Source organism: Coriobacteriaceae bacterium (assembly GCA_025992705.1).
GTDB lineage: Bacteria > Actinomycetota > Coriobacteriia > Coriobacteriales > QAMH01 > QAMH01.
In genome coordinates, this window is the sequence record DAJPGJ010000001.1 from 851,671 (window position 1) to 875,864 (window position 24,194).

Here is a 24,194-nt window from a genome sequence, read left to right on the forward strand (position 1 = left end):
TCATGCTGCACAAGGTGACATCGTCACCTCGAATATGCCATGTCATCCGCACGGGTACACTGCTTTGCCATATAGGGTGAATGATGAGACAGTTGCCCAGAGACATTGTCTCATTTGGTTTCGACCGAAGGCGCCGTGGGGCGCCGAAGCGGAGAAATCTCCTTGCGCGTCATTGTGTAGAGGATAAGGATGTGCACGTTGCTGCTTCGCCATGAGGACATGATGGGGTATTGTTCTTCTCATCGTATATATCGAAGGGGGTCAACATGAAGATACTGGAAGGTAAGAATGCCGTCGTCACCGGTGGGACGCGTGGAATCGGCCTGGCCATCGTGCGTGCCATGCTCGATACGGGTGCGAACGTTGCCGTCGCCGGTTCGCGCATGGAGACGGCCGAGGCCGCGGTTGCCAAGCTCATCGAAGGGGATCCGGCACTGGCTGACCGCCTGGTTGCCATCGCTCCCAACCTCAACGACCCCGATGCCGTCGCGGCGGCGTTTGCCGAGGTCGTGAACGCCTTCGGGAGCCTTGACATTCTGTGCAACAACGCGGGCGTGAGCTCGCGCACGCCGCTCGTGGACTACACGGTCGAGGAGTTCGAGCGCATCGTTGACCTCAACCTCAACGCGGTATTCGTCTGCTCGCAGGCTGCTGCGCGCATCATGATCGAGCAAGGTGGTGGCGTCATCATCAACACGAGCTCGATGGTTGGCCGGGACGGACAACCCGCTGGCTGCGCCTATCCGACGACGAAGTTCGCCGTCAACGGTTTGACGCTGTCGCTGGCGCGCGAGCTTGCCGGCAAGGGAATCCGCGTGAATGCCGTCGCGCCGGGCGTCATCCACACCGACATGGTCGACGCGCTGCCCGACGAGGTCATCAAGCCGCTTATCGCGACGATTCCGCTTGGTCGCATGGGCGAGCCCGAGGACATCGCCGACGCTGTCGTGTTCCTGGCAAGCGACATGGCGAGTTATATCTCCGGCGTCGTGCTGCCCGTCGATGGTCTGGCGAGGACGTAGGGATAGCTCAGCGGAACGAACGATCCCCTCCTTGTCATTTCGACCGAAGCATGGGGTACCTCCCTCGTCATTTCGAGTGGAGCGAAGCGGAGTCGAGAAATCTCCCGCATCGAGATCTCTCCATTCCGCGGCTTTGCAGCCGCTCCAGTCGAGATGACAGGGGACACCGTGTTCCGGATACCTTGTGACGGAGTTACACGGTGACGCCGGCGAAGCATTCGGCATTGCGCCAGAGCATGGCATCGAACTCCTCGTCGGTAAAGTCGAGGCCGCGGAAAGCCTCGTATTCGCTGATGGGGCTCCACATCGGGTGGTCGCTGCCCCACATGACGCGGTCAACACCCCACATGCGCACGAGTTCTGCTGTGTGGCGGTCGCCCATGAGCGGCTGCGAGCTTGAGGTATCGATGAAGAGGTTGTCGTATTTCCCCAGGTAATCGTAGCCTTGGTCATAGATTGACCAGCCTCCGAAGTGTGCCGCATCCACGACAAGGCTCGGGAACGCGTCAAGCACGCGCGCGAGCCTGCGCGGATGCGAGAAGTCGTGGCGATAGTCGCCGGTGTGGATGGTGATGGGCAATCGGCCGGCGATGATCTCGTAGAACTCCATGAGACGCGGGTCATCCGTATCGACCATCTGCGTGTCGGGGTGGATCTTGAAGCCGTGCAGGCCAAGCTCTATTGCGCGTTCGACCTCGGCTTCCTTGTCCTCGAAATCGGGATGCATGGTGCCGAAGCCGATGAACGCGGGATGTGCGTGAGCTTGCTCGGCGATGAAGTCGTTGACGCTCGTCACGGCATGGGGCGTCGTGGCAACCGAGTGGACGATGAAGTGCGTGATGGGGGAGACATCCGCGCAGGCAAGCAGTGCCTCGGGCGTACCGGGGCTGCAGGTGCCTCCGTCGAACATCTCGACACCGTAAAATGCGCCGACTGCTTCGACGGCTCTCGTTGCTATTTTCTCTGGATAGATATGCGCGTGTGCATCGATAACTGCCATGGCTTCTCCTTCAACATGCAGCATCCTACCCCAATCATGAAGTTTGGGGAAGATAAAAGGCGAAAAGTCGGGTAATGGACGTTCTGGACAAGCGACTATTTTAGGCATGGTGACCAGAATAGGAAGGGGACGGGATGAGACAACGTCCCTGAGCAACTGTCTCATCCCGTCCCCTGTGCCGTCATGTACACTGGACCCATGGAATACATGCGACACATCCACGAGATCGAGCCGGTGTTCGATGGGCGCTCACGTGTCTTGCTGCTTGGCAGCTTTCCCTCGCCCAAGTCGCGGGAGCTTGGCTTCTTCTATGGTCATCCGCAAAACCGCATGTGGAAGGTGCTTGCTGCGGTGACGGGCGAAGACGTGCCACAGACTGTTGCCGAGCGCCGCGCTTTTCTGCTGCGCAACGGTATCGCGATGTGGGATGTGCTCGCCAGCTGTGCCATCAAGGGCGCATCGGATGCGAGCATCCAGGATGCCGTTCCCAACGATTTGTCGCGCGTCCTCGACACGGCGCCCATCGAGCGCATCTACGCGACGGGCGCAAAAGCGCATGAGCTCTGTCGGCGCTATTTGGAGCCCGTATATGGGCGAGAGTGCACGCGCCTGCCTTCGACGAGTCCGGCGAACGCGGCAATGGGGCTCGACGAGCTTATCGAGGCGTACCGGGTGATTGCGAAGTGAGAACGCCGCGGCTACAACGCGCAAAAACGGCCAGTGTCTAGGGTCAGGGGCATGCAAACGCACGAAAATGGCCAATGTCTAGGGCTGCTTGAGAGCAAAGGCTAGACATTCGAGTTTTTTGCGTATCGGAAGTGCTGGGACGCTAGACATTCGCCGTTTTTGCGCGGGAAGCGCCGAAAAAGCTTTGGCTAGGCCGCGCAAATCCTAGACATCTGCGGTTTCCGTGCACGTATGGTGTCGCTTGCCTATGCAGAGAGCATGTCGAGGGCCCATTGGGCGGCAACGGTCGCACCAGGGGCCAAGACGCTCTCATCGATACGATACAGGCAGCTGTGCTGTGGATGGGTGGCGCCGATATCGGGATTGTTGATGCCGGTGAAGACGAAGACACCGGGTACGTATTGCAGATACTCGGCAAAATCCTCGCCTGACAGCGTGCCGTGATACGTCCCGACGGCTTCCTTGCCGAGCGTCTTCTCGATGGCCTGCGCCGCGACGCGGGTTACGGCCTCGTCGTTTACCACGGCAGGGTTGCCGGGCGTGTACTCGATGCTGATACTCGCACCGTATGCGCTGCCAATGCGACCGCCCATCTGCGAGAGCCTCTCCGCGATGAAGTCACGCGTCTTCTTGTTCCACGTACGCACGGTGCCGGTGATATAGGCGCTCCCGGCCATGATGTTGCGGGCCGTGCCGCCGTGAATTTCGCCAACGGTGACGACGACGGGCTCGAAGGGCGACGATCGACGGCTCACGAGCAATTGCAGCGCGTCGACGATTTCGCAGGCGACGACGATGGCGTCCAGGCCCTTGTGGGGCATCGAGCCATGGGCGCTTACGCCTTCGATGTCGATGCGGAACCAGTCGGTGTTACCCATGCGGCTGCCCGGCTCGGCGGAAAACGTCCCCGCATCGACCTCGCTCCACACGTGCTGGCCAAAGATGGCGTCCACGCCATCGAGCGCGCCGGCGGCAATCATGTCGCGTGCGCCGATGGAGATTTCCTCGGCAGGCTGGAAGATGAGGCGAACCTCGCCATGCAGCTGGTCGCGCATGTCCATGAGGATGCGCGCGGCACCGAGTTGCATGGCCATGTGGCAATCATGGCCGCAGGCATGCATGATCCCGTCGTTCTGCGATGCGAAGGGCAGGTCGGTCTTCTCGGTGACAGGCAGCGCATCCATGTCGCAGCGCAGGGCGACGCGCTTGGCGGGATTGCCCTGGCTATCGTAGGCGCCCGGTGCCTCGCCGCGTATGGTCGCGATGATGCCGGTGCCGATGAACTCGTCACGCTCCTCGCGCTTGTCTTCGGGGTGTGGCCCGGTAATGCGCTCGTAGGGGATGCCGAGCTCGTCGAGATACGCGCATATGTAGTCGCTCGTGGCATGCTCCTGGGCGGAGAGCTCGGGATGCTGGTGGAAGTGACGCCGCAGGGCGATGATGTCGTCGGCGTAGCGCTCGCCTAGCTCGCGGGTAACTTGTGCTGTATCGGCTGTGTCGGACATGCTCGGCTCCTTCATCGGAAATCGCAGCCCTATGATACAGCGATTGCGGGATACGGATGAATGAGACAAATGACGCCCATTGTCATTTCGAGCGAAGCGAACGAAGTGAGCGGAGTCGAGAAATCCCGATCTTTGGCAGCGACGGGTGAGATTTCTCCACTCTGGCGCTTGCGCGCCTCCGGTCGAAATGACAGGGGGCGGCCTACCTCAGCAGGCTCGTGAGCTTTCCATTGGCGACGAGCGTGACCTTCTTGGTTGCGCGTGATATCGCGGTGTAGAGGCGGTGACGCGCGAGTGTCTCGTCGGGGTAGGAGCGATTGCCCGCATCAGGCACGATGACCTGGTCGAACTCGAGGCCCTTGGCAAGCTTGATGTCGAGCAGCAGCACGCCGTGTTCGGGCATGGTCTCCTTGCCGGCACCCGTGACGATGGGCAAGTCTTCGAGCAGCTGCTCGAGCTTGGCCAGACGGCGTGCATCGGGGGCGATGATGGCGGCCAGGCACCTGGCCTCGAGCGCTTCCTCGACTGCCGTCTTGAGCTGCACCTCATAGTCGAGGTCATCGGCGCATTCGATGATGACCGGCTCGATGCCTGCCGGCTGGACGGACTCGACGCGCACGCGCTCCTCGTTATCGAGCAGGCTCGTGAACAGGGCCGTAATCTCCGGTGACGAACGGTAGCTCGTCATGAGCTCGCAGTTGTCGACCGAGCCACATGCGCGCGTGAAGACCTCGCGAATCTCGTCGAAGCTCGCCGTGCCTTCCCGGATGGCCTGGTTCTCGTCGCCGAGCATCATGAAATGCGCCTTGCCGAAATAACGCGCCAAGCACATGAGTTGCGCGGCGCTATAGTCCTGGACCTCGTCGATCATGACGTAACGCGCGTGGCGCATACCGCCACCGACGAGCGCGAGCTTGAGGTAGAGCCACTCGATGGCGCTCAGGTTTTCCGAGCCGGTCAGGCGCATGCCAATGGCGTCGAGACGCAGCCAGCGACCCTCCGCGATCTCGTGTTCGACGCCCGCATAGCGCCAGCGCAGGAAGCGCTCGGTATAGCTCACGAGCTCGGCTTCGTCCATGTCGCCGGTGTAGACGTTCTCGCCAAAGCACTCGATTTGCTCGGCATCGGACATGTCGCTGATCATGTCCTGGTACTTCTCGGACTTGGCCAGACGCTTGATGCGCTGCTCAAGACGATCGAGGAGGTCGTCGATGACGAGCGCGCTGCGATGCGAGCCGGTGGGGAGGTTCTTGAGCTTGCTCCACGCTCCGTGCGCCTGAGCCGCCGTGATGACGGGCTCGCCTTCAATGCGGATGTCGGTGAAGTCGCCCTGCTTGAGCTTGAAGTCGGGGAGTTTCTCGTCGATGGCGCGCAGCGCGTCGGCGCTTACCTCGCGCCCGAGGTCGCGGCTACCGAGACCGAGACCGCACATGAGCGATTCGAAGGTAATCGACGAAGGGTTGCTCTCGCCCATCTCGGGCAAGACGTTCTCGATATAGCGTTGGAACACCGGGTTGGGCGTGATGAGGAAGACGTCCTCGGGCTTGAGCGTGTCGCGCTGCCGATAGAAGAGATAGGCAATGCGTTGCAGAAGTACCGAGGTCTTGCCAGAACCCGCGATGCCGCTGACGAGCAGCGCCGGGACATCCTCATGGCGGATGACCTCGTTTTGCTCCTTCTGGATAGTTGCCGTAATGGCCGATAGGTGCGAGGAGCGGTTCTGTGCGAGCGCTGCAAGCAACATTTCGTCCTGGATGGCGACGGTGGTGTCAAAGAGGGCCTTGAGCTGGTCGCGCTCGATGTCGAACTGGCGGCGTAGCTTGAGTTCGCAGTCGATGGTGCGACCGTTGGCTTCGTAGCTTGTCTTGCCGTTGTCCTGGTTGTAGTAGACCTCGGCGATGGGGCTGCGCCAATCGACGATGAAGTGACGGTAGTCGTCGTCGGTCATGCCGACATTGCCGATATAGACGTCCTTGGGCTCGCTGCCAGGCTTGAACTGGAGCGTGACCTTGGCGAAGTAGGGCTGCTTGAGGAGGAGCTGCGCGCGATGCAGGCGCTCGGTCGTGACGTCGGCCGCGATGTTGTAGGTGTCGATGATGCGGTTGACGGCCTCGAGTTCGGCCATGGTCTCGACGTGGATGTCTGCGTCGAAGTCGAAGTTGAGCTCGTCGGTGATGAGGTCCTTCTCGGAAGCGACCTCGCTGAAGATGCTCGCGAGCTGCTCTTGCAGGCTGCGCTCGATGCTCTGGAGCTTCGCGTATGTTGTGCTCAGGTGCTCTTGTTCGGCCTCGAATGTCTTGTCCATGTTGCCCCTTTGGCGTTGGTGGTCTGTGCGCACCCGTCTCGTCCTACCGTGGTCCAATCAAAACATGGCAATTAATTGTACGCGAGTGCGATGAATGTGACCATGCCGCCCAGGGGATTTCTCAGTGAGCTATCATACGGGCATGGATCCGGTCTGGCTCATAGGTGGATGCGTGCTGGTGGTCGTGGCTGCTGCCGCGGTCGTGGCCGTCGTTCTCGTTCGCCGATATAGGCGTCAACGGGAGATCTTCATCAAGTTTGACACGATGGCGGGGCCGTGCCGTATCTTCACGATCGAGCGCAAGGATGGCTTGGTGCGCGTGATGAACGTGGCGGGTACCATGCAGTCTGCCACCTATCTCGATGATGACACGTACTGCGACCTTCCCTATGCCTACACGCGTGACTACGACAGCATGTTCTTCGCCGGGGTTCCCGTGCGTGACGTGCTGGTTTTGGGTGGTGGCGGGTATTCGTATCCCAAGCACCTGATTGCGCATCATCCGGAGACATACGTGACGTGCGTTGAAATAGACCCGGTCATCACGGCGATTGCGTGTCGATACTTCTTCGTGGATCGTCTTTTCGAGGAATATGACCTCGATGAAACGGGACGCCTGCAGCTCGTCGAGGGCGATGCGCGGGAGTTTCTCGAGGAAACGGACGAGCGCTACGATGCGATCGTGAACGACTGCTTCAGTGGCATGAGCCTCGTCGAGAGTCTCGTGACGCGAGAGGCCGTGCAGCTGTATCACGAACATCTGCGCGAGAATGGCGTCTATCTGGCCAACGTGATTGGCGCGATAGAGGGGCCACGCTCACGCATGATGCGTCGCATCATGCGCACGCTTGCGAGCGAGTTCGCACACGTCTACGTGCTGCCGGGACAACCCGATATCCTTTCGAATTGCGACAACAACGTCGTGATAGCGACAGACGGAGCATGGCGTTTTGCAGGTGCGATCGAGCTCGCGACCTGGGAGCTTTCGGATGCCGAGTTGCTGCTCGACGCAAACACGGCCGAAGAGGATTGGACCGTGCTCAAGGCGTAGTTACAGCCGTGCGGCCACCGCTTCGATAAAGCCCTCGGTGCTGAGCACGGTGGGGTTGGGCAGGGTCGTGATGCGCGCAAGGTCGCCGGTCATCTGGCCATCCTCGATGCACGAGAGTGTTGCCTGCTCGAGCCTGTCTGCGAAGGCCATGAGCTCGGGTACGCCATCGAGCTCGCCACGCTTGCGCAGTGCACCGCTCCACGCGAAGATCGTCGCGACGGAGTTGGTCGAGGTCTCCAACCCCTTGAGATGCTTGTAGTAATGACGCTGCACCGTGCCATGGGCAGCCTCGTATTCGTAGTAACCGTGCGGGGAAACGAGCACGCTCGTCATCATCGCGAGGCTACCGAAGGCGCTCGAGACCATGTCGCTCATGACGTCGCCATCGTAGTTCTTGCAAGCCCAGATAAAGCCGCCTTCGGATTTCATCACGCGTGCGACTGCATCATCGATGAGCGTGTAGAAATACTCGATGCCGGCTTGTTCGAAGCGCGCGCGGTACTCGGTCTCGAAGACTTCGGCGAAGATGTCCTTGAAACGGTGGTCGTAAATCTTCGAGATCGTGTCCTTGGTCGAGAACCACAGGTCCTGCCCGGTTTCGAGTGCGTACTCGAAGCAGCTTTTCGCGAAACTCTCGATGGAGGCATCGAGGTTATGCTGGCCCTGCACGACGCCGGGGCCGGTAAATGTATGCACCAGGGTGCGTACTTGCTCGCCGCCATCGGCTGGCGTGAAGACGAGCTCGACGCTACCGGGAGCTTCGATACGCATCTCGGCGTTCTTGTAGACGTCACCGTAGGCATGGCGAGCGAGCGTGATGGGTTTCTTCCAACAGCGCACGCAGGGCTCGATGCCCTTGACGACGATGGGCGCGCGAAAGACCGTGCCGTCGAGCAGGGCGCGGATGGTGCCGTTGGGGCTCTTCCACATCTGCTTGAGGTCATACTCCTCGACGCGTGCGGCATTAGGTGTAATGGTTGCGCATTTGACGGCAACGCCAAGGCGCTTGGTTGCTTCGGCGGCGTCGATGGTGACCTGATCATCCGTAGCGTCGCGGTGCTCGAGGCCGAGGTCGTAGTATTCGGTCTTGAGGTCAATATGCGGAATGAGCAGCTCCGATTTGATCAGCTGCCAGATGATGCGGGTCATCTCGTCGCCGTCCATCTCGACAAGTGGGGTCTTCATCTCGATTTTGCTCATGGCACTCTCCGGTATTCGTGTGGGTGATGCGTCAAGGGGTCAGGCCCTTTGGCACGTTTGCGTGTGTTGGTTGGTCATTGTAGCGGTAATGGGCGTGGCGTGCGCGGCAGATGAGCTATAGTTAATCGCATGGAAATCTTCGGCGATACTCTCATGTTTGGCAGCGTGCGCTCTGCGCCCGAAGATCTTGACCTCAGTGAGCTTGAGGTCAAGACGGGGCAAGACGCCATCGCGGTCATTACCGAGGTCATGGATCGCCAGCGTCGTGAGCTTGCGGAGCGTCGCGTACGCGAGGAGGAGCGTTGCTCCGAGCTGCGGCATGAGACGATTGACGGCGTGATTTGGGAGTATGTCGTCGTTGATGGAACATTCGCCCGCATCGTAGACTGCGAGCTGCTGGATGCCAGTATGTGTGAGCTTACGGTGCCGAGCAAGTTGGACGGCCTTGCCGTGCTCGAGCTGGCGCCCGGCGCTTGCGAACAGCTTACTGGTGTGGAGCGCATCGTCTGCGCCGATTGCATCGAGGCAATCGGTCCGTCGGCGTTCAGATCATGCCGCGACCTACGCAGCCTCGTTCTGCCGCGTATGACGGCAAGCTTCGATTCGAGCTGGGTCAACCAGTGCCGCGATCTCGAGGAGCTGACGTTGCCGGGCATGCTCGAGCGCGTGGGGCTGGAAGTGCTGAGCGTGAATGGGCTCAAGCGGCTTACGATAGGAATGGGGACGCGCGCGGTAGAGCCTGGTGCTTTCGTGAATAGCACGCTCGAGGAAATCCGCCTTGACGATCACAATCCCTTTTTAGCAACGGATTGCATAAGTATTTTCGAACGTGCGTGCCCAGATGGAGATGATGCCGGGTTACGGCTTGCGGCGGTTGCCGTGCCGGTCGAGGAATACGAGGTACCGGCTCGCTGCGTCGAAATCGGTGCCAAGGCATTCGCATGCTGCCCGGAGCTGCGCAAGGTGACATTTGCAGGTGGCGTTCAGTCGATTGGCGCCCATGCGTTTTCGCGCACCAGGTTGCGTAAGTTCATGGCTCCTCCGAGCTTGCGCCGCATCGAGAAGCGCGCGTTCTTCCGCTGTCGCGAGCTCGAGAGTGTCATACTCAACGAAGGGATCGTCGAGATTGGCGAGGGGGCATTCGCCGAGAGCGGTATCACTGGGCTACATGTGCCCGCGAGCGTACGGCAACTGGCCTGCGACTGCGTAGCACGCACGGGCATACGCTGCGTCATCGAGGATGGCGGGACCCTCTGGCTTGACGAGCATGGTGTGCTGTACGCGAAAGACTGGGACAAATGGACAGGTCATTTGCCCCACTTGTTGCCGGCGTATGCCGATACTGGGACAAACGACCTGTCCATTTGTCCCACCCGCATCTTGATGGGTGCGATGGAGCCCGAACTCGTGCAGTACGCCGTTGCTCCCGGTTGCGAGATTGTCTGCGGGCGCGCGTTCGCGAACATGCCACGTTTGCAGCAGGTGACGCTCCCCGAGGGGGTTGTCGAGATTGGCGATGCGGCCTTTCGCGGCTGTCGCAACTTGCGACAGGCGCGTTTTCCGGAGACCCTGCATTTCATCGGCGACGAGGCGTTTTTCGACACGGCGCTCGAGGGTATCTACCTACCCGCGGATTTCGAGCATCTGGGCAAGCTCGCGCTTGTCACGGCTGGCGCGCGTGATATCGGTGGCAGACCTTCTCTCGTGAACGTGCATGTCAATCCCAACTGCGAGCGTTTCTACCATACGGGTGGCTTGCTTTGCGAGCGCATGGATGATGGCGCGTCGCGCGTCGTGCTCTACGACGAGGGCAGGCCTGATGTCGCCATTCCACGCGAGGTCGATACGCTCGCACCGTTCGCATTCGGCAACGCGACGATGCTTTCCTCGCTCACGATTGGGACAAACGTGCGGCATATCCAGGACCGCGCCCTCAACGTGAATTGTCTCATCGAGCATATCCACGTTGATTTCGTCGAGCCCATCCAAGGGCACGATTGCATTGACCTGCACTTTCCCGTCACCTTCCGTAGCCTCAACGAGATCGTGCGCGGATTCAACTCGATGACCTATTTCAATGCCGAGGCGCTGCTCGCACGTTATGATGCGTGCGTGGTCAACATGCATGACTACGATGCGAAGAGCATGGCGCCCATCGATTTGTATGGCCAGCTTACGCGCATTATCGAGCGGCTGCGTGACCCGCTGTTCTTGAGCGAGAACACGCGTCGCATGTACGGGCAGATCCTTCGCGACAATCTCGTGGAAATGTGCGTTGCCGCTGCGCGTCACGATGACCGTGCGAGCGTCGATGCGCTTGCCGAGCTCGGCTACCTCGATCGCGAGACGCTGCTACCGGTTATCGAGGCCGTTAGCAAATTGCAGGATGCTGCCATGACGGGATACCTACTCGAGCTGCAGCGGCGGCTCATGGGCCGCGGGGTCGATTTCGAGCTGTGAGGAGCGCTCGACGGCGGGGGTAGTACAATGGGGCGAACCGTGAACGCAAACACGAAACGCGAGACAAGTGAGGAATCCCGTGTACGATAACTTGGAAAGCCCTGGTCGCAACGATGAGTGCTGGTGTGGCAGTGGCAAGAAGTACAAGAAGTGCCATCTCGACTTCGATCATCGCTTGCAGGAGCTATATGATGCGGGCGAGATCGTCCTCGGACGCGACCTGCTCAAAACGCCCGAGGAAATCGAGGGCATCAAGGCATCGGCCAAGGTCAACATCGGAGCACTCGATTACGTGGCCGAGCATATCGGCCCAGGCGTGAGCACCGAGGAGATCGACCGCTGGGTACACGACTACTGCATCGAGCATGGTGCCATTCCCGCCGACCTCAATTACGAGGGCTTTCCCAAGAGCGTGTGCACTTCCATCAACGAGGTCGTCTGTCACGGCATTCCAAGCGAGGACGATGTGCTCGCCAGCGGCGACATTGTCAATGTCGATATGTCGACAATACTCGATGGGTACTTCTCGGACTCGTCGCGCATGTTCTGCATTGGCGAGGTCGATGAAGAGAAGCGCCGGCTGGTCGAGGTCACGCGTGAAGCCGTCGAGGCTGGCCTTGCGGCTGTGAAGCCGTGGGCGCACCTAGGCGATGTGAGCGCGGCGGTCAACAAGGTTGCGACGGATGCGGGCTTCTCGGTTGTCGTCGAGTTCGGTGGCCATGGCATCGGCCTCGAGTTCCACGAAGATCCGTTCGTAAGCTTTGTGGCAGCTGCGGGGACGGGCCCCGTGCTCGTTCCTGGAATGTGCTTCACGATCGAGCCCATGGTCAACATGGGTGCAGCGAAAATCGATATGAACGACCCGAATGGCTGGACCGTGCGCACGGCCGATGGCTCGCCGTCGGCACAGTGGGAGGTGCAGATCGTCGTCACTGAGGATGGCTACGAACTGCTGTGCTGGTAGTCCCGTCATTTCGAGCGAAGGAGAGATCTCTCCATTCCGCGGCCTTGCGGCCGCTCCAGTCGAGATGACAGGGGGGGGCAAATAAAAGGGACCCCGAAGGGTCCCTTTCTTCATGCTATGTTGCCGCGCCTATGCGCCGATGGCGGCAATCAGGAAGAAGCAGGCGATCACGGCGATCGAGGCGATGTAGCCAGCGGTCGTGGTGAGAATGATTTCCTTGAAGCCGCGCTTCTTGGGGGTGACGGGGGAACCGTACTGAGCCTGCATGGCGGAGCGCTCCAGAGCCTTTTCGGGGTTGAGTATCATTGTCTCATCCTTCTCTCTAGGCGGCACGCTGCCGCCGGATTTCACACTTCCTGCGATGATAAAGCTTCGCGAGAACCTGCGCAAGAGCGTGTCGGTGGGTGCGCTAAAGGACCCGGCACCCTGGCGCGCATCTCATCCATCGAGGAGCTGCTGGGCGATACGAACGGAGGCTGCCGCGTCATCGGCGTAATAGTCGGCGCCGATGCGTTGCGCATAGTCCTCGGTGAGCACGGCACCGCCCACCATGATGCGGGTTTGGGGCGCCTGCTCGCGCAGCAGCGCGATGGTGCGCTCCATCGCGGGCAATGTCGTGGTCATGAGAGCCGAAAGGCCCACAAGAGGAGCGTTGGCATCGAGTGTCGCATCGACGATGGCTTGGGGAGCTGCATCACGACCAAGGTCGATGACCGTGTAACCATAGTTCTCGAGCAGCATTTTGACGATGTTCTTGCCGATATCGTGAATATCGCCCTCGACTGTGGCGAGGATAATTGGCAACGTATTGCGTTTTGCAGCGCCAGCCGAGGCGCTTGCTTCGCTGAGCACGTCGAAGGCCGATTTGGCGGCCTCGGCTGAAGCCATGAGCTGGGGGAGAAAGTACGTGCCCTCGTCATAACGCACTCCAACCTCGTCGAGGGCGGGTGCGAGGACGTCTCCTGCGATGGAAGCGACGTCGCTGGTTGCGAGCATGGTGCGTGCCGCTTCGGCGGCAGTATCGCGCTGGCCAGTGAGGATTGCATTATGGAGGACGGAAGCGCTGTCATTTCGACCGGAGTCGCCGTTAGGCGACGCAGTGGAGAAATCTCCTTCGCCACTGCCAGCGAAACGCGAAGGGCGAGGTTTCTCGACTGCGCTCGAAATGACAGGAGGGGCACCCGCTGCGCTCGAAATGGCGTTCTGCATCGCGTGCACGTATTCCAGGCAGCCGGCATCCTGGCCGTTGATGATGCGGAAGGCTGCAATGGCCTCGCGGTAGCGCGCCTCAAGCGGGTTGATGATGGGCAGATCGAGCCCGCAGGCAAGCGCGGCCGTGAGAAAGCTCGCGTTGAGGACGGGACGTGCGGGCAGCCCGAAGCTCACGTTGGAGATGCCGAGCACGGTGCGCACGCCGAGGCGCTCCTTGCAGAGTCGAACGGCTTCGAGGATCTCGGGGATTTCGGGCTGATTGGTGGCGGCGGCCATGACGAGGCAATCGATTGCGATGTCCTCAAGCTGCAGACCAGCCGAAAGAGCAGCGTCGATGATGCGCTCGGCAATGCCGAGGCGCCCCTCGGCAGACGGTGGAATGCCGTCTTCGTCGAGCGTGAGGCCAACGATGGTCGCGCCATAGCGTGCTGCAATGGGCAGCACGGCGGCGAGGCTTTCAGCCTTGCCGTTGACCGAGTTGATGAGTGGACGTCCCGCATAGCCGCGGCAGGCAGCTTCGAGTGCGTGAGGGTTGGCGGAGTCAAGTTGCAGGGGCGCTGATACGGTGGCTTGCAGGCGCTCGGTAAGCTCACGCAGCGCATGCGACTCGTCAATACCCGGCACCCCGACGTTGACGTCGAGAATGTCGGCGCCAGCTTCGATTTGTGCGACGGCTTCGGAAATGGCGAGGTCATAGGAGCCGCTGGCAAGTGCCTCCTTGAGGCGCGGCTTTCCCGTGGGGTTGATGCGCTCGCCGATGGTCGCGACCGTGGGTACGCCTGGCATGAGTTCGACTAGCTCCTGAGCACTTGTCACGACGAAGGAAGGCCGATAGTCGGAAACGTTATCGTGCAACCAGTCGCCATCATCAATGAGCTGACGCAGAGCTGCGATGTGGGCAGGCGTCGTTCCGCAACAACCGCCGACGATGCGAGCCCCGGCCTCCAAGATGGCGCCCATGGCCTGCGCGAATCTTGCGGGGTCGACATCGTAGACCGTGGAACCATCTTCGGCGATGCGTGGGAGTCCCGCATTGGGCTGCACCATGAGTGGGCAGCGGGTGTGCGGGGCCATCTGCGCGACGAGAGGCGTGATCTCGCTTGGACCGAGCGAGCAGTTGATGCCAACGGCCGAGGCACCGAGCGCGGAGAGCGTGGCGGCGGCAACGGCGGGTGTCGTGCCCATGAAGGTACGACCATCCTCGCCGAAGGTCATCGTCACGAAGACCGGCAACGGCGTGTTGTCGAGGCAGGCGAGCAGCGCCGCTTTGGCTTCGAGCAGATCGGCGAAGGTTTCGAGAAAGATGAGGTCGCAACCGGCTGCGCAGGCGGCGCGGGCTTGTTCGGCGAAGATATCGTAGGCCTCCTCGAAGCTGAGTTCCCCAAGCGGGGCAAGCAACGACCCGGTAGGACCGATGTCACCGGCAACGAGCGGTGCTCCCGCGTCACGCGCGATCTGGGCTGCGGCTGCGTAGAGCTCATCGACGCTCGCGTCATGATTCGCGAGTTTGAGGCGGTTCGAGTTGAAGGTGTTGGTGGCGATGCAATCGCTACCTGCTTCGACATAGCCGCGTTGCAAGGTGCATATGTCGTCTGCGTGCGTGAGGTTGAGGAGGTCCGGCACATCGTGGATTTGCGAGAGGCCCGCCTGTTGGATGAGGCTTCCCATGCCGCCATCGCATAGCAGCGGCGCGCGGCCATCTATGACGCGTTTGAGGAGATCGTTTGCGATTTCGAGTTCTCGGGGAGCTGCCATATCCGCCCTTTCAGATCGTGGGTAGATGATACCGCAAGACAAAGCGCGGCCTTTGTGTCGCGAGATAGAGTGTGCGCGGCGTGCAACAATCATCTGGGTACACTCGCGTGCAAGCTTTTTTCGATTTTGCGTAATCGCAAAAACTCGGATGCAAGTTTTAAGCGATTTTGTGTGATCATCCAACGGGTTATGCGCATTATTTTCGATTTTGTGAGGCGGCCATCTCCTATGTTTCGCAAAATCGCAATTTCTTTGCACGCTGTCCGTTGCAGGCACACATTATCGAAATTAATCTGCACGAGAGTTCCGTGGCCTTAAATAATTGCACCTTACGTATGAGGATCCGGCTTTAAGCCGACTATCGCAGTGACGCTCTTCATCGGCGTCATGAGGTGCGAGCTTGCGGTATGGATGCCGAGTAGCTTGCCGGCATCGATCGTCTGGATGAGGGCGTCTTGCAGCTCGAGCGGCAGGTCACCAAAGCCGGGGCTAAAGCGTTTCGTGGGTACGAGATCGATTTCATCGGCGAGTTCGGTGATGCGCCGAGACGCGGCCTGGGCGGCTTCCTCGGCCATTGACGAGGCACACGCATCGAAGAGTAGCGCGTCAAGTGGGTTCGTGGCCTGCAGGCGTGCAATCGTGCGCTCGCTCTCCATACCGAGGGTCACCGCGAGCAGGCAGGCAAGGGTGCAGCCATCGAGGTGGCGGGCGATGTTGCGCCCGGTCAGGACGAGAGAATTGCCCGCGAGTGCGATGCCATCGGGGCGTTCGCGGTCAATCGCGAAGCTACGTGCGATGCCACGTGGCCGGGCGACGCGTTCGCAGCGCGCGACAGCGCCATCGAAGCGAGTTGCGAGTTCGTCGGTGAGCTCTTGGCCGCGTTGCCCGAGGTACTTGAGGGCGCGGAACTCGTCAACGTGGCAGGAGAGTGCCTCGGGACCGAAACGCATGACGCGCAGGGCGCTGAGCGTGTCGTCGGGAATGTCCATCGGCGTCTCCTTCGTCGGTCCGATCGCAAGCGCGCCATTTCGGCTCGAGGTGCATGGTATCAGGACGGGGAGCCCCCGTCCCTCTTGTCTGCCGGTGGGGTTGAGATTTCTCGACTCCGGCGCTTCGCGCCTACGCTCGAAAAGACAGGAGGGGGCGCGCTCGCCCCGCTCGAAATGACAGGGGGGCACGCTCGCCCCGTTCGAAATGGTGGGGCTAGTGGGCGCCGTATTGCTCGTAGTAGGCGTCGAGGGCGGCCTTGAGCGTGTCGTCGATGACCACGCGGCCACCGCGCTCCTGGTTATGCAAGTAGCCGATGACCTCGTCCATCGTCACGATGGCGGCAGTGGGAAAGCCGTACTTCTCGCTTACCTCGTCAATGGCGCAGATCGTGCCGCTCGGGCCGACCTCCTGACGATTGAGCGAGACCATGAGCCCCACGACTTCGACATCGGCGATGCTCTTGAGCAGGGGATACGTCTCATCAATCGACTTGCCCGAGGTCGTAACGTCCTCGACCATGACCACGCGATCGCCGTCGTGCAACTCGGCACCGAGTAGGATGCCCGCATCGCCGTGATCCTTGGCCTCCTTGCGGTTGGAGCAGTAACGCGCTTCCTTGCCGTAGAGCTCCTGCAGACCGATGCAGGTCACGACCGAGAGCGGAATACCCTTGTAGGCGGGGCCAAAGACGATGTCGAAGTCCAGGCCGAAGGCATCGTGAATGGCCTGTGCATAGTAAAGGCCAAGTTTATGCAATTGATTGCCTGTTACGTATGCGCCGGCGTTCATGAAGAATGGGGATTTACGTCCGCTCTTGAGCGTGAACTCCCCGAACTTGAGCACATCGGAATCGACCATGAAGTCGATGAACTCCTGCTTGTAAGCTTCCATGGATCTCCTCGTCTTTCCTGTCAATGAGACAGTTGAATCTGTCCAATCTGTCCCATAACTTCCTCCTCTGGCTAAGATATGAGACAGCGTGCCAGGCACGTTGTCTCAGAAGGAGAGGTCCTCGATGCGGCGCATGGCTTCCTTGGTGGCCTCGGCATCGCCGAAGGCGGTGAAACGGATGTAGCCCTCGCCAGCCGGTCCGAAGCCTGCGCCCGGCGTGGTGATGACGCCGCAACGCTCGAGCAGGATATCGAAGAACTCCCACGAGCTGATGCCTCCAGGGGTGCGACACCACACATATGGGCTGTTCACGGCACCGTATACTTCGTATCCGCAGGCTTCGAGTGCGTTCCTGATGACGCGAGCGTTTTGCTGATAATAGGCAATCGTTTGCATGACTTGCTGTTTGCCCTCGGGCGTGTAAATAGCAGCCGCGCCTTTCTGGATGACGTAGCTCGCGCCGTTGAACTTGGTCGTCTGGCGGCGATTCCACATGGCGTTGAGGCTTTGGTCATCGCGCTCGAGCGCCTTCGGCACCACGGTGTAGCCGCAGCGTGCGCCCGTGAAGCCGGCTGTTTTGGAGAACGAGCGGAACTCGATGGCGCAGGTCTTGGCGCCCTCGACCTCGAAAATGGAGTGGGGCACGCCTTCCTCGACGATGAAGCGCTCGTAGGCGGCATCGAAGAGGATAACGGAGCCGTGCTCGTTGGCGTAATCGACCCAGGCCTTGAGTTGGTCGTAGGTGAGTACGGTGCCCGTGGGATTGTTGGGCGAGCACAGGTAGATGAGGTCGACCGGGGTTTCGGGCAGCGCCGGACAGAAGTCGTTTTCCGCGGTCGTGGGCATGTAGACGATGTCCGTCCAGCCCTCCGTCGTCTCGTCGTAGAAGCCTGCGCGGCCGGCCATGGCGTTGGTGTCGACGTAGACGGGATAGACCGGGTCGCATACGGCGACGCGATTGTCGATGGCGAAGATGTCGCCTATGTTGCCGCAATCGCTCTTGGCGCCGTCGGAGACGAAGATCTCATCGGCGGCGATGTCCACACCACGGGCTGCGAAGTCGTGCTCGACGATGGCCTCGCGCAGGAAATCATAGCCTTGTTCGGGGCCGTAGCCATGGAAGGTCTCCACATGGGCGAGGTCGTCAACGGCGGCGTGCATGGCCTCGACAACGGCAGGCGCGAGCGGACGCGTCACGTCACCGATGCCCATTTTGATGAGCTTGATGTCCGGATGGGCCGCGGAGAAGTCGGCCGTACGATGGGCGATGTCGCTGAAGAGGTAACTACCGGGGAGTTTCTGATAATTCTCGTTGACTGTGGCCACGAGGAGTCCTTTCGTGTGGGAGTAAATCGTAACCCGTAAGTGTACAACGAGAAGCGACCGTGGTTGTGGCAGAATAAGCGCCATGAAAAAACGCATCATATATATGGTCACTGTCGCGCTTGTGGGTGCTTGTGCGCTTACGGGCTGTGCGTCGGGGGCCAAGACACCCGTTGCGTCATCGGCAACGAGTACCGCACCGGCGATGATTGGCAGCAAGGCGGCGCAGGCAGCTGACGTTGTCGGGGCACAGCTCGAACGCTTGGATATCGTGGAGGACATGCGTCCTGCATTCGATCACGGCGAGAAGGGCCGGGAGTTCCAGCGCTACATCGTCTTGCACGACACCGAGAGCGAGGCCGATGCCGCGAGCATCGTGGAGTACTGGGACCAGGCCGGCACGGGCGTGGCGGCGCACTTCATCGTCAACCGCGATGGCAGCATCGTGCAGTGCGTGCCGCTTGATCGTATCGCGCATCATGCCGGCTTTGGCGATACCGGTCACAACGAGCTCTACGGCGTTATGGACGAGTCACGCGACGATAAGGTGGGGACGGTCCCCATTGGCAGCGACATGGCCGATTACGGGATGAACTCGTATTCGGTTGGCATCGAGATGGCGCACGCGGCCGGGCAGGACTATCCCGAGGCGCAGCTCGCAGCCGTGGATGCGCTCATCGCGTACATCGACGGGTATTATGGCTTCGAGAGCCGCATCATCGACCACAAGGTCTGGCGCACGGGCAATTCGGACACGAGCCCGCAGTTTGCGGAGTACCTGGCCAACTACCAGGCCCATGGGACGCATGTGTAGAGGTATTTGAACAGAGGCAGTTGACCCGCGGAGTCTTAATGGAAAGCGATATGCATGGTACAATATAGCCAGCGGATGCCTGCGACGTGTATGTCAGGCAACGCCTGGTTAAGGTAGACCGCCTAGCGCCTATTGACGCGGGCGGTCATCTTTTTTCCGAGCGCTGCTCGGAGTCATGGTCATGAATTTGGCTATCGTTGTGCCAAGACCGATTACTGCTGTAATCAACTTGAGAACCTGGGCCAGAAGATCCATGGGCATCACCTCCCCTCTTGGGAGAGAAGCGTTGCCGACTCGCGGGGCTTACACCGCTGACCGGTGGTAATTCTAGGGCTATGTTTCAAAAAGTGTGTCCGGCGGGACATCACTGACGGTACCTCGTCGGCATGTGAAACTCGTTCCAGTCGAGGGCTATGTTTCAAAAAGTGTGTCCGGCGGGACATCACTGACGGTACCTCGTCGGCATGTGAAACTCGTTCCAGTCGATGGCCTTCCCATACCTCTCCGGGCTTCCATCCGAATGCCGGCCCTCGCCCGAGACGGTTGCGAAAAGCCCGTCGACGTCTTCGTCCCTCGGCATGCGGCGCAGGATCTCCGCCGGGCTCTCGGGCTCTTCGGTGTGCATGTAGCACCACCACATGACGGCCTTCACGCGGTGCAGCAGCGGCAATCCCCGATGCAGCCTGAGCATCTCCCTCAGTTGCGCGTTCAGGCTCTCGATCGGGTTGTTGGTGGAATCCCAGCGCCCGCCGCGCTCCCTTTGCATCTCGATGAATGTGAAAAGCGTCCCTTCCTTCACCAGGCGGTTGAGGCTTCCCCTGGCCCGCCGCAGCCTCTCGTGCGTGTAGACCCTCCTGCCGTCTTTCACCGTGAACTCCTTCAGGAACTCGCTCCAATCGGAGCACCACTGCGCGTAGTCGACGAGCCACTCCCTCATCGCGTCCTCGTCTTTGGCCCTCGTCAGGCGGTTCGCGATGCCCAGGAGCTCGCGGCCGCACTCGAGCTTGGGACTCTTGGTCGTGTAGCGCTTGACCTGGCGCGCGGCATGCACGACGCAGCGCTGTATCCTGGTGCCGGGCCATACGGTGCGCGCCGCCTTCGCGAGCCCGGTGGATCCGTCCGACACCACCAGCATCGGAGCGGGTATCCTCATCATCAGCGCCGCCCAGGAGCTCGAGCACTCCCTTTGCGCCAGGTGCCATGCGATCACGTGCTCCTTGGAGCGCGCGACGAGCACGACGGCGTCGTGGGAAAACCAGATGCCGTCGAGAAAGACCGTGTCGAAGACCTCGCCGGTGAAAGGGGCGATGGGCCAAAGCTCCCAGAACCCGGCGCACTTTCGCCAGAAGGTCGACCTGCTGTATCCGAGATCGGCGATCGACCTCTTGGAGAGGATCCAGGCAAGGAAGGCCCGGAGCAGCTTGGCGGCGTTGTCAATCCTTCTCGTCTTGGAGGCACCGCACGACTTGCACCGCCAGCGCTTGGTCCCTGCCTTCGTGTATCCGTTCCCCTTCATCTCGCTTCCGCAAACGTCGCATCTCGGGCTACTCAAGGCGTCATCCTGTCCACTAGGCAACTTTTCCCTTCGGAAAGCTTGCCTGAACAGGCACGTCAAGAGGAAAGCGGACACACTTTTTGAAACACCTTCGAGTTGGGCGATTCCAACTCAAGGACCTGATTTGCTTGTGTTCAACTGGGGTAACGGGTCTTATTCGGACACACTTTTTGAAACATAGCCCTGATTTCATCTGTTTCTCCAGGTGAGAGTGCGTAAAAGTGCCTTCAAAGTTGTCTGCGTCCAATTATGAGGGTGGACAAAACGTGTTGATAGATTCAAGCATATCCCCAGATCAGGTGCCATAAAATCCCTCTGAAAGTTGCCCGTGTTTGAATTACGGGCATGAACAACATCAAATGCCCTGTGTGCGGGGGCAAGATGGTACGGAACGGCAAGACTGCTGCAGGATCGCAGCGTTGGCTTTGCAAGTCTTGCAGGGCGACCACCACGCACAAACTAGATAACACCGCAAAGCAGCTAAAGACCTTCCTCAAATGGCTTCTCTCGAACGAGCGCCAGGCAGACATGGCCGGTGGCGGCCGTACGTTCAGACGCAAGTGTTCAAAGTTCTGGAGCATCTGGCCGCTGGCTCCGATCACAGGGGAGGTCCACCATGTCGTCTTCGCAGATGGCATCTATCTGGCCCGCAACGTCGTCGTCTTGATCGCCTGCACCCAAGAGCATGTGATCGGCTGGTATCTCGCGCGTTCGGAGAACTCGAGGTCATGGGCTGCCCTCATGGGCAAGATACCCCCGCCGGATGTCGTGGTCTGCGATGGCGGCACGGGATTCGAGAAAGCGCGCAAGAGGGTATGGCCGACAACCCGCGTCCAACGCTGCACCTTCCATGCTTTTTGCCAAGTCAGGGCGCAGACGACGTCACGTCCCAAGCTGCAAGCCGGAGTCGAACTCTACGGATTGGCCAAGGAGCTGCTCGCGATCAAGGAGGTGGCTTCAGCATTGGCCTGGCTTGAAGCCTATAGCGCATGGTGTTCCAGGTGGGAGGGTTTCCTCGCCGAAAGGACCCTCGATGAGGAAAGCGGACGGATGCGCTGGACGCATGAGAGGCTGGTAACGGCGAGGAACGGCTTGAACAGGCTCGTGAGCAAGAACCTGCTGTTCACCTTCCTGGATCCAGAGCTTACCTGCGACGGGCCAATCCCGAGCATGAACAACAAGATCGAGGGAGGAATCAACGCACAGCTCAGACGCATGCTGAGAGACCATCGAGGGCTGAGTTTGATGAGAAGGGCGAAGGCTATCTTTTGGTGGTGCTATGTTCATACGGAAGTCCCGCTTCCGGCAGCTGAGATTCTGAAAACCATGCCTACGGATGACGATATAGAGGAACTGTGCAGGCAAGTATCGACAGAATCTCAGAGAAACCGATGGTCCTGAAGAGTGGGGCGATGGGCTAGTCTGGGCAGAACTCAGGCATGCTCTCCCATGGCGCGCCGAATGGGATTAGCCATCAACACGTTTTGTCCTATAACCCAAAAAGAAGAGGACCCGCCTGAATGGATGAGAGGAGAAGGCGGGTCCTCACAAGGAGGGATGCGACTAAGCGTCGCGACTGATTCGTGTGCCGAGTCAAATTACTTGATTTGACGAATCAGGCGGGCAAGTTGGGGAGACCTTCCCGCTGACATGCAATATACGCGCATTGCGTTCAAAATGGGGCAAATTCGCATTCTCGCCACATCTTTTTAACTCTCCTGTTGCTTTTTACGCCGTTTTGTGTAGACCCTGTGATGAAAGTCGATTTGTCCATATCTTGATAATCTCTCAAGACTATATCCTAGATGTTGATAATTACCGATAGTCCCGTCTATTCACGTTTCCGCAATTCTCATCTCTTCACAAGGTTCTCATAAATGTTGGAATACATGCGAGCGGGGAAGCCGTTGAGCGAAGGTACAAGGGAGCGCGCCGTAAAGACCACGAAGTGGGCTGTCGGGAAGCGACCGTCGAAGCGAGGCGGCTTCCCCGCTCGCACGTAACATCGTTTAGGCGAAAAATGCCCTGTCCATTTCCTCATTCGGCGGCGCTGAGTGCTATACTTCGCGTCACTGCGTTGATGGAGGACAGTTGCATGCTTTCTCGAAGCAGAAAGCCAGAGACGTGCCCGTGTTGCTGGAAAGGCGCGACGCATCAGATGCATGCAAATTCACTCCGGAGCTACTCGCTGAACGGCATCTGCCCATTAGGTGAGTCGGGTGCTCCCGATACAGGGCACAAATGAGTGGGTTGCAAGATGCAGCCAACCGAGGTGGTACCGCGGGTTATCTTGATCCGTCCTCGCATGTCATGCGGGGGCGTTTTTTATTGCCCTCACGTCGTGTGGACGATTGGTCGAAAGGACAAGAGAATGGCGCTGAAGGAAGAACTGGAAGGCTTGCGCGACGAGACGCTTGCCGCCATTTCGGAGGCCGAGACAAGCGATGCACTCGAGGAAGTGCGCATCGGCGTGCTTGGCAAAAAGGGATCGCTCACGAGCGTGCTGCGCAGCATGCGCGATGTCCCGCCCGAGGAGCGTCCCATCGTGGGCAAGCTCTCCAATGAGGTGCGCGATGTGATTGAGGCGGCACTTGCCGAGCGCAAGACGGTGCTCAAGGCAGCCGAGCTTGATGCCCAACTTGAGGGGAGTGCGGTTGACATCACGCTGCCTGGTCGTAGCATGCCCATCGGCAGCGAACATCTCATCAACCGTATTATTCGCGAGTGCACCGACATCTTCGCGGGTATCGGTTACGAGGTCGAGGGTGGACGCGAGATCGAGACCGACTGGTACAACTTCACGGCGCTCAATTCGCCCAAGGACCATCCGAGCCGTTCCATCCAGGACACCTTCTACATCGTCGACCGCTCTGGCGAGGTAAGCAACGTACGTGGCGAGAGCGATGTGCTCCTGCGCACGCAGACCTCGGGCACGCAGGTGCATGCCATGGAGGACAAGGAGCCGCCCATCTACATGATCAGTCCGGGTAAGGTATATCGTCATGACGTGGCTGACCCCTCGCACCTGCCGCAGTTCCATCAGATCGAGGGCCTCGTCGTGGACAAGGGCATCACCTTCGGCGATCTCAAGGGGACGCTCGACTACTTCATCAAGGCGTTCTTCGGCGAGGAGCGCAAGACCCGCTTCCGCGCCCACTTCTTCCCCTTCACCGAGCCATCTGCCGAGGCGGATGTTTCCTGCGGCATTTGCGGTGGCGAGGGCTGTCGCTTCTGCAAGCACACGGGTTGGGTCGAGATCCTGGGCTGTGGCATGGTCGACCCCAACGTCTTCGAGAACGTGGGCATCGATCCCGAGGTCTATACGGGCTTTGCCTTCGGCGTGGGCGTCGAGCGCCTTGCCTGCCTCAAGTATGACGTGCCCGACCTGCGCATGCTGCTCGAAGGCGACATGCGCTTCTTGCGTCAGTTCTAGCCCGCAACGTTTGTAATAGATAAGGAA

At 60.0% G+C, this 24,194-nt stretch carries 17 protein-coding genes and 1 pseudogene; 8 read left to right on the forward strand and 10 right to left on the reverse strand.

Annotation, left to right across the window (positions count from 1 at the left end):
- The first annotated feature begins 266 nt into the window (after positions 1–266).
- Positions 267–1,022, forward strand: a complete 756-nt coding sequence (locus OIM11_03810) for a 3-oxoacyl-ACP reductase FabG (GenBank protein ID HJJ00257.1) — start codon at positions 267–269, stop codon at positions 1,020–1,022.
- Positions 1,023–1,215: 193 nt separating this feature from the next.
- On the opposite strand, the gene OIM11_03815 is transcribed toward OIM11_03810, so the two are convergent.
- The gene (locus OIM11_03815; protein HJJ00258.1) at positions 1,216–2,022 is read right to left on the reverse strand and encodes an amidohydrolase family protein; all 807 of its coding nucleotides are present in this window, start codon (positions 2,020–2,022) and stop codon (positions 1,216–1,218) included.
- A gap of 198 nt (positions 2,023–2,220) precedes the next feature.
- Here OIM11_03815 and OIM11_03820 point away from each other — a divergent pair, with 198 nt between their 5' ends.
- Positions 2,221–2,709, forward strand: a complete 489-nt coding sequence (locus OIM11_03820) for a DNA-deoxyinosine glycosylase (protein HJJ00259.1) — start codon at positions 2,221–2,223, stop codon at positions 2,707–2,709.
- 245 nt (positions 2,710–2,954) lie between these two features.
- Here the strand turns inward: OIM11_03820 and OIM11_03825 are convergent, their stop codons facing one another.
- Positions 2,955–4,214: an amidohydrolase gene (locus tag OIM11_03825; GenBank protein ID HJJ00260.1), complete on the reverse strand. Its 1,260-nt coding sequence runs from the start codon at positions 4,212–4,214 to the stop codon at positions 2,955–2,957.
- Positions 4,215–4,416: 202 nt separating this feature from the next.
- On the reverse strand, positions 4,417–6,519 hold the full coding sequence (locus OIM11_03830) for a UvrD-helicase domain-containing protein (GenBank protein HJJ00261.1): 2,103 nt from the start codon (positions 6,517–6,519) through the stop codon (positions 4,417–4,419).
- A 124-nt stretch (positions 6,520–6,643) separates the two neighbouring features.
- On the opposite strand from OIM11_03830, the gene OIM11_03835 reads away from it, so the two are divergent.
- On the forward strand, positions 6,644–7,570 hold the full coding sequence (locus OIM11_03835; GenBank protein HJJ00262.1) for a fused MFS/spermidine synthase: 927 nt from the start codon (positions 6,644–6,646) through the stop codon (positions 7,568–7,570).
- Here the strand turns inward: OIM11_03835 and OIM11_03840 are convergent, their stop codons facing one another.
- Positions 7,571–8,770 (reverse strand): NADP-dependent isocitrate dehydrogenase, encoded by a 1,200-nt coding sequence (locus OIM11_03840; GenBank protein HJJ00263.1) that lies wholly within the window; start codon positions 8,768–8,770, stop codon positions 7,571–7,573.
- A 129-nt stretch (positions 8,771–8,899) separates the two neighbouring features.
- On the opposite strand from OIM11_03840, the gene OIM11_03845 reads away from it, so the two are divergent.
- Together OIM11_03845 and OIM11_03850 are read left to right on the forward strand one after the other, a co-directional pair.
- Positions 8,900–11,230 carry a leucine-rich repeat domain-containing protein gene (locus OIM11_03845; GenBank protein ID HJJ00264.1) on the forward strand — a complete coding sequence of 777 codons (2,331 nt, stop codon included), beginning with the start codon at positions 8,900–8,902 and terminating at the stop codon, positions 11,228–11,230.
- A gap of 79 nt (positions 11,231–11,309) precedes the next feature.
- A complete protein-coding gene (locus tag OIM11_03850; GenBank protein HJJ00265.1) occupies positions 11,310–12,194 on the forward strand; it encodes a methionyl aminopeptidase in 885 nt (294 codons plus the stop codon).
- Positions 12,195–12,323: 129 nt separating this feature from the next.
- Here OIM11_03850 and OIM11_03855 read toward each other — a convergent pair whose 3' ends face one another.
- The 5 genes from OIM11_03855 to OIM11_03875 form a co-directional block, all read right to left on the reverse strand.
- Positions 12,324–12,500, reverse strand: a complete 177-nt coding sequence (locus OIM11_03855) for a hypothetical protein (protein ID HJJ00266.1) — start codon at positions 12,498–12,500, stop codon at positions 12,324–12,326.
- 132 nt (positions 12,501–12,632) lie between these two features.
- Positions 12,633–15,161, reverse strand: a complete 2,529-nt coding sequence (locus tag OIM11_03860) for a homocysteine S-methyltransferase family protein (GenBank protein HJJ00267.1) — start codon at positions 15,159–15,161, stop codon at positions 12,633–12,635.
- Between the two features lie 329 nt (positions 15,162–15,490).
- Positions 15,491–16,150 carry a hypothetical protein gene (locus tag OIM11_03865; GenBank protein HJJ00268.1) on the reverse strand — a complete coding sequence of 220 codons (660 nt, stop codon included), beginning with the start codon at positions 16,148–16,150 and terminating at the stop codon, positions 15,491–15,493.
- Between the two features lie 214 nt (positions 16,151–16,364).
- On the reverse strand, positions 16,365–17,042 hold the full coding sequence (gene pyrE / locus OIM11_03870; protein ID HJJ00269.1) for an orotate phosphoribosyltransferase: 678 nt from the start codon (positions 17,040–17,042) through the stop codon (positions 16,365–16,367).
- 105 nt (positions 17,043–17,147) lie between these two features.
- Positions 17,148–18,368 carry an LL-diaminopimelate aminotransferase gene (locus tag OIM11_03875; GenBank protein HJJ00270.1) on the reverse strand — a complete coding sequence of 407 codons (1,221 nt, stop codon included), beginning with the start codon at positions 18,366–18,368 and terminating at the stop codon, positions 17,148–17,150.
- An 82-nt stretch (positions 18,369–18,450) separates the two neighbouring features.
- On the opposite strand from OIM11_03875, the gene OIM11_03880 reads away from it, so the two are divergent.
- Positions 18,451–19,179 carry an N-acetylmuramoyl-L-alanine amidase gene (locus tag OIM11_03880; protein HJJ00271.1) on the forward strand — a complete coding sequence of 243 codons (729 nt, stop codon included), beginning with the start codon at positions 18,451–18,453 and terminating at the stop codon, positions 19,177–19,179.
- Positions 19,180–19,621: 442 nt separating this feature from the next.
- Here the strand turns inward: OIM11_03880 and OIM11_03885 are convergent, their stop codons facing one another.
- Complete coding sequence (locus OIM11_03885) at positions 19,622–20,809, reverse strand: IS1249 family transposase (GenBank protein HJJ00272.1); 1,188 nt, start codon at positions 20,807–20,809, stop codon at positions 19,622–19,624.
- Positions 20,810–21,079: 270 nt separating this feature from the next.
- Between OIM11_03885 and OIM11_03890 the strand changes: the two are divergent.
- Both OIM11_03890 and pheS read left to right on the forward strand, forming a co-directional pair.
- Positions 21,080–22,205 (forward strand): annotated as a pseudogene (locus OIM11_03890) (IS1249 family transposase).
- A 906-nt stretch (positions 22,206–23,111) separates the two neighbouring features.
- Entirely contained in the window at positions 23,112–24,167 is a 1,056-nt protein-coding gene (pheS, locus tag OIM11_03895; protein ID HJJ00273.1) for a phenylalanine--tRNA ligase subunit alpha, read from the forward strand.
- The last annotated feature ends 27 nt before the right edge of the window (positions 24,168–24,194 follow it).

What these genes read in the sequence shown, in the direction of transcription:
- pyrE (HJJ00269.1), bottom strand. Translation starts at nt 17,042, where the DNA reads ATGGAAGCTTACAAGCAGGAGTTCATCGACTTCATGGTCGATTCCGAT.
- OIM11_03830 (HJJ00261.1), bottom strand. Translation starts at nt 6,519, where the DNA reads ATGGACAAGACATTCGAGGCCGAACAAGAGCACCTGAGCACAACATAC.
- OIM11_03845 (HJJ00264.1), top strand. Translation starts at nt 8,900, where the DNA reads ATGGAAATCTTCGGCGATACTCTCATGTTTGGCAGCGTGCGCTCTGCG.
- OIM11_03810 (HJJ00257.1), top strand. Translation starts at nt 267, where the DNA reads ATGAAGATACTGGAAGGTAAGAATGCCGTCGTCACCGGTGGGACGCGT.
- OIM11_03815 (HJJ00258.1), bottom strand. Translation starts at nt 2,022, where the DNA reads ATGGCAGTTATCGATGCACACGCGCATATCTATCCAGAGAAAATAGCA.
- OIM11_03840 (HJJ00263.1), bottom strand. Translation starts at nt 8,770, where the DNA reads ATGAGCAAAATCGAGATGAAGACCCCACTTGTCGAGATGGACGGCGAC.
- OIM11_03860 (HJJ00267.1), bottom strand. Translation starts at nt 15,161, where the DNA reads ATGGCAGCTCCCCGAGAACTCGAAATCGCAAACGATCTCCTCAAACGC.
- OIM11_03820 (HJJ00259.1), top strand. Translation starts at nt 2,221, where the DNA reads ATGGAATACATGCGACACATCCACGAGATCGAGCCGGTGTTCGATGGG.
- OIM11_03865 (HJJ00268.1), bottom strand. Translation starts at nt 16,150, where the DNA reads ATGGACATTCCCGACGACACGCTCAGCGCCCTGCGCGTCATGCGTTTC.
- OIM11_03855 (HJJ00266.1), bottom strand. Translation starts at nt 12,500, where the DNA reads ATGATACTCAACCCCGAAAAGGCTCTGGAGCGCTCCGCCATGCAGGCT.
- OIM11_03880 (HJJ00271.1), top strand. Translation starts at nt 18,451, where the DNA reads ATGAAAAAACGCATCATATATATGGTCACTGTCGCGCTTGTGGGTGCT.
- OIM11_03825 (HJJ00260.1), bottom strand. Translation starts at nt 4,214, where the DNA reads ATGTCCGACACAGCCGATACAGCACAAGTTACCCGCGAGCTAGGCGAG.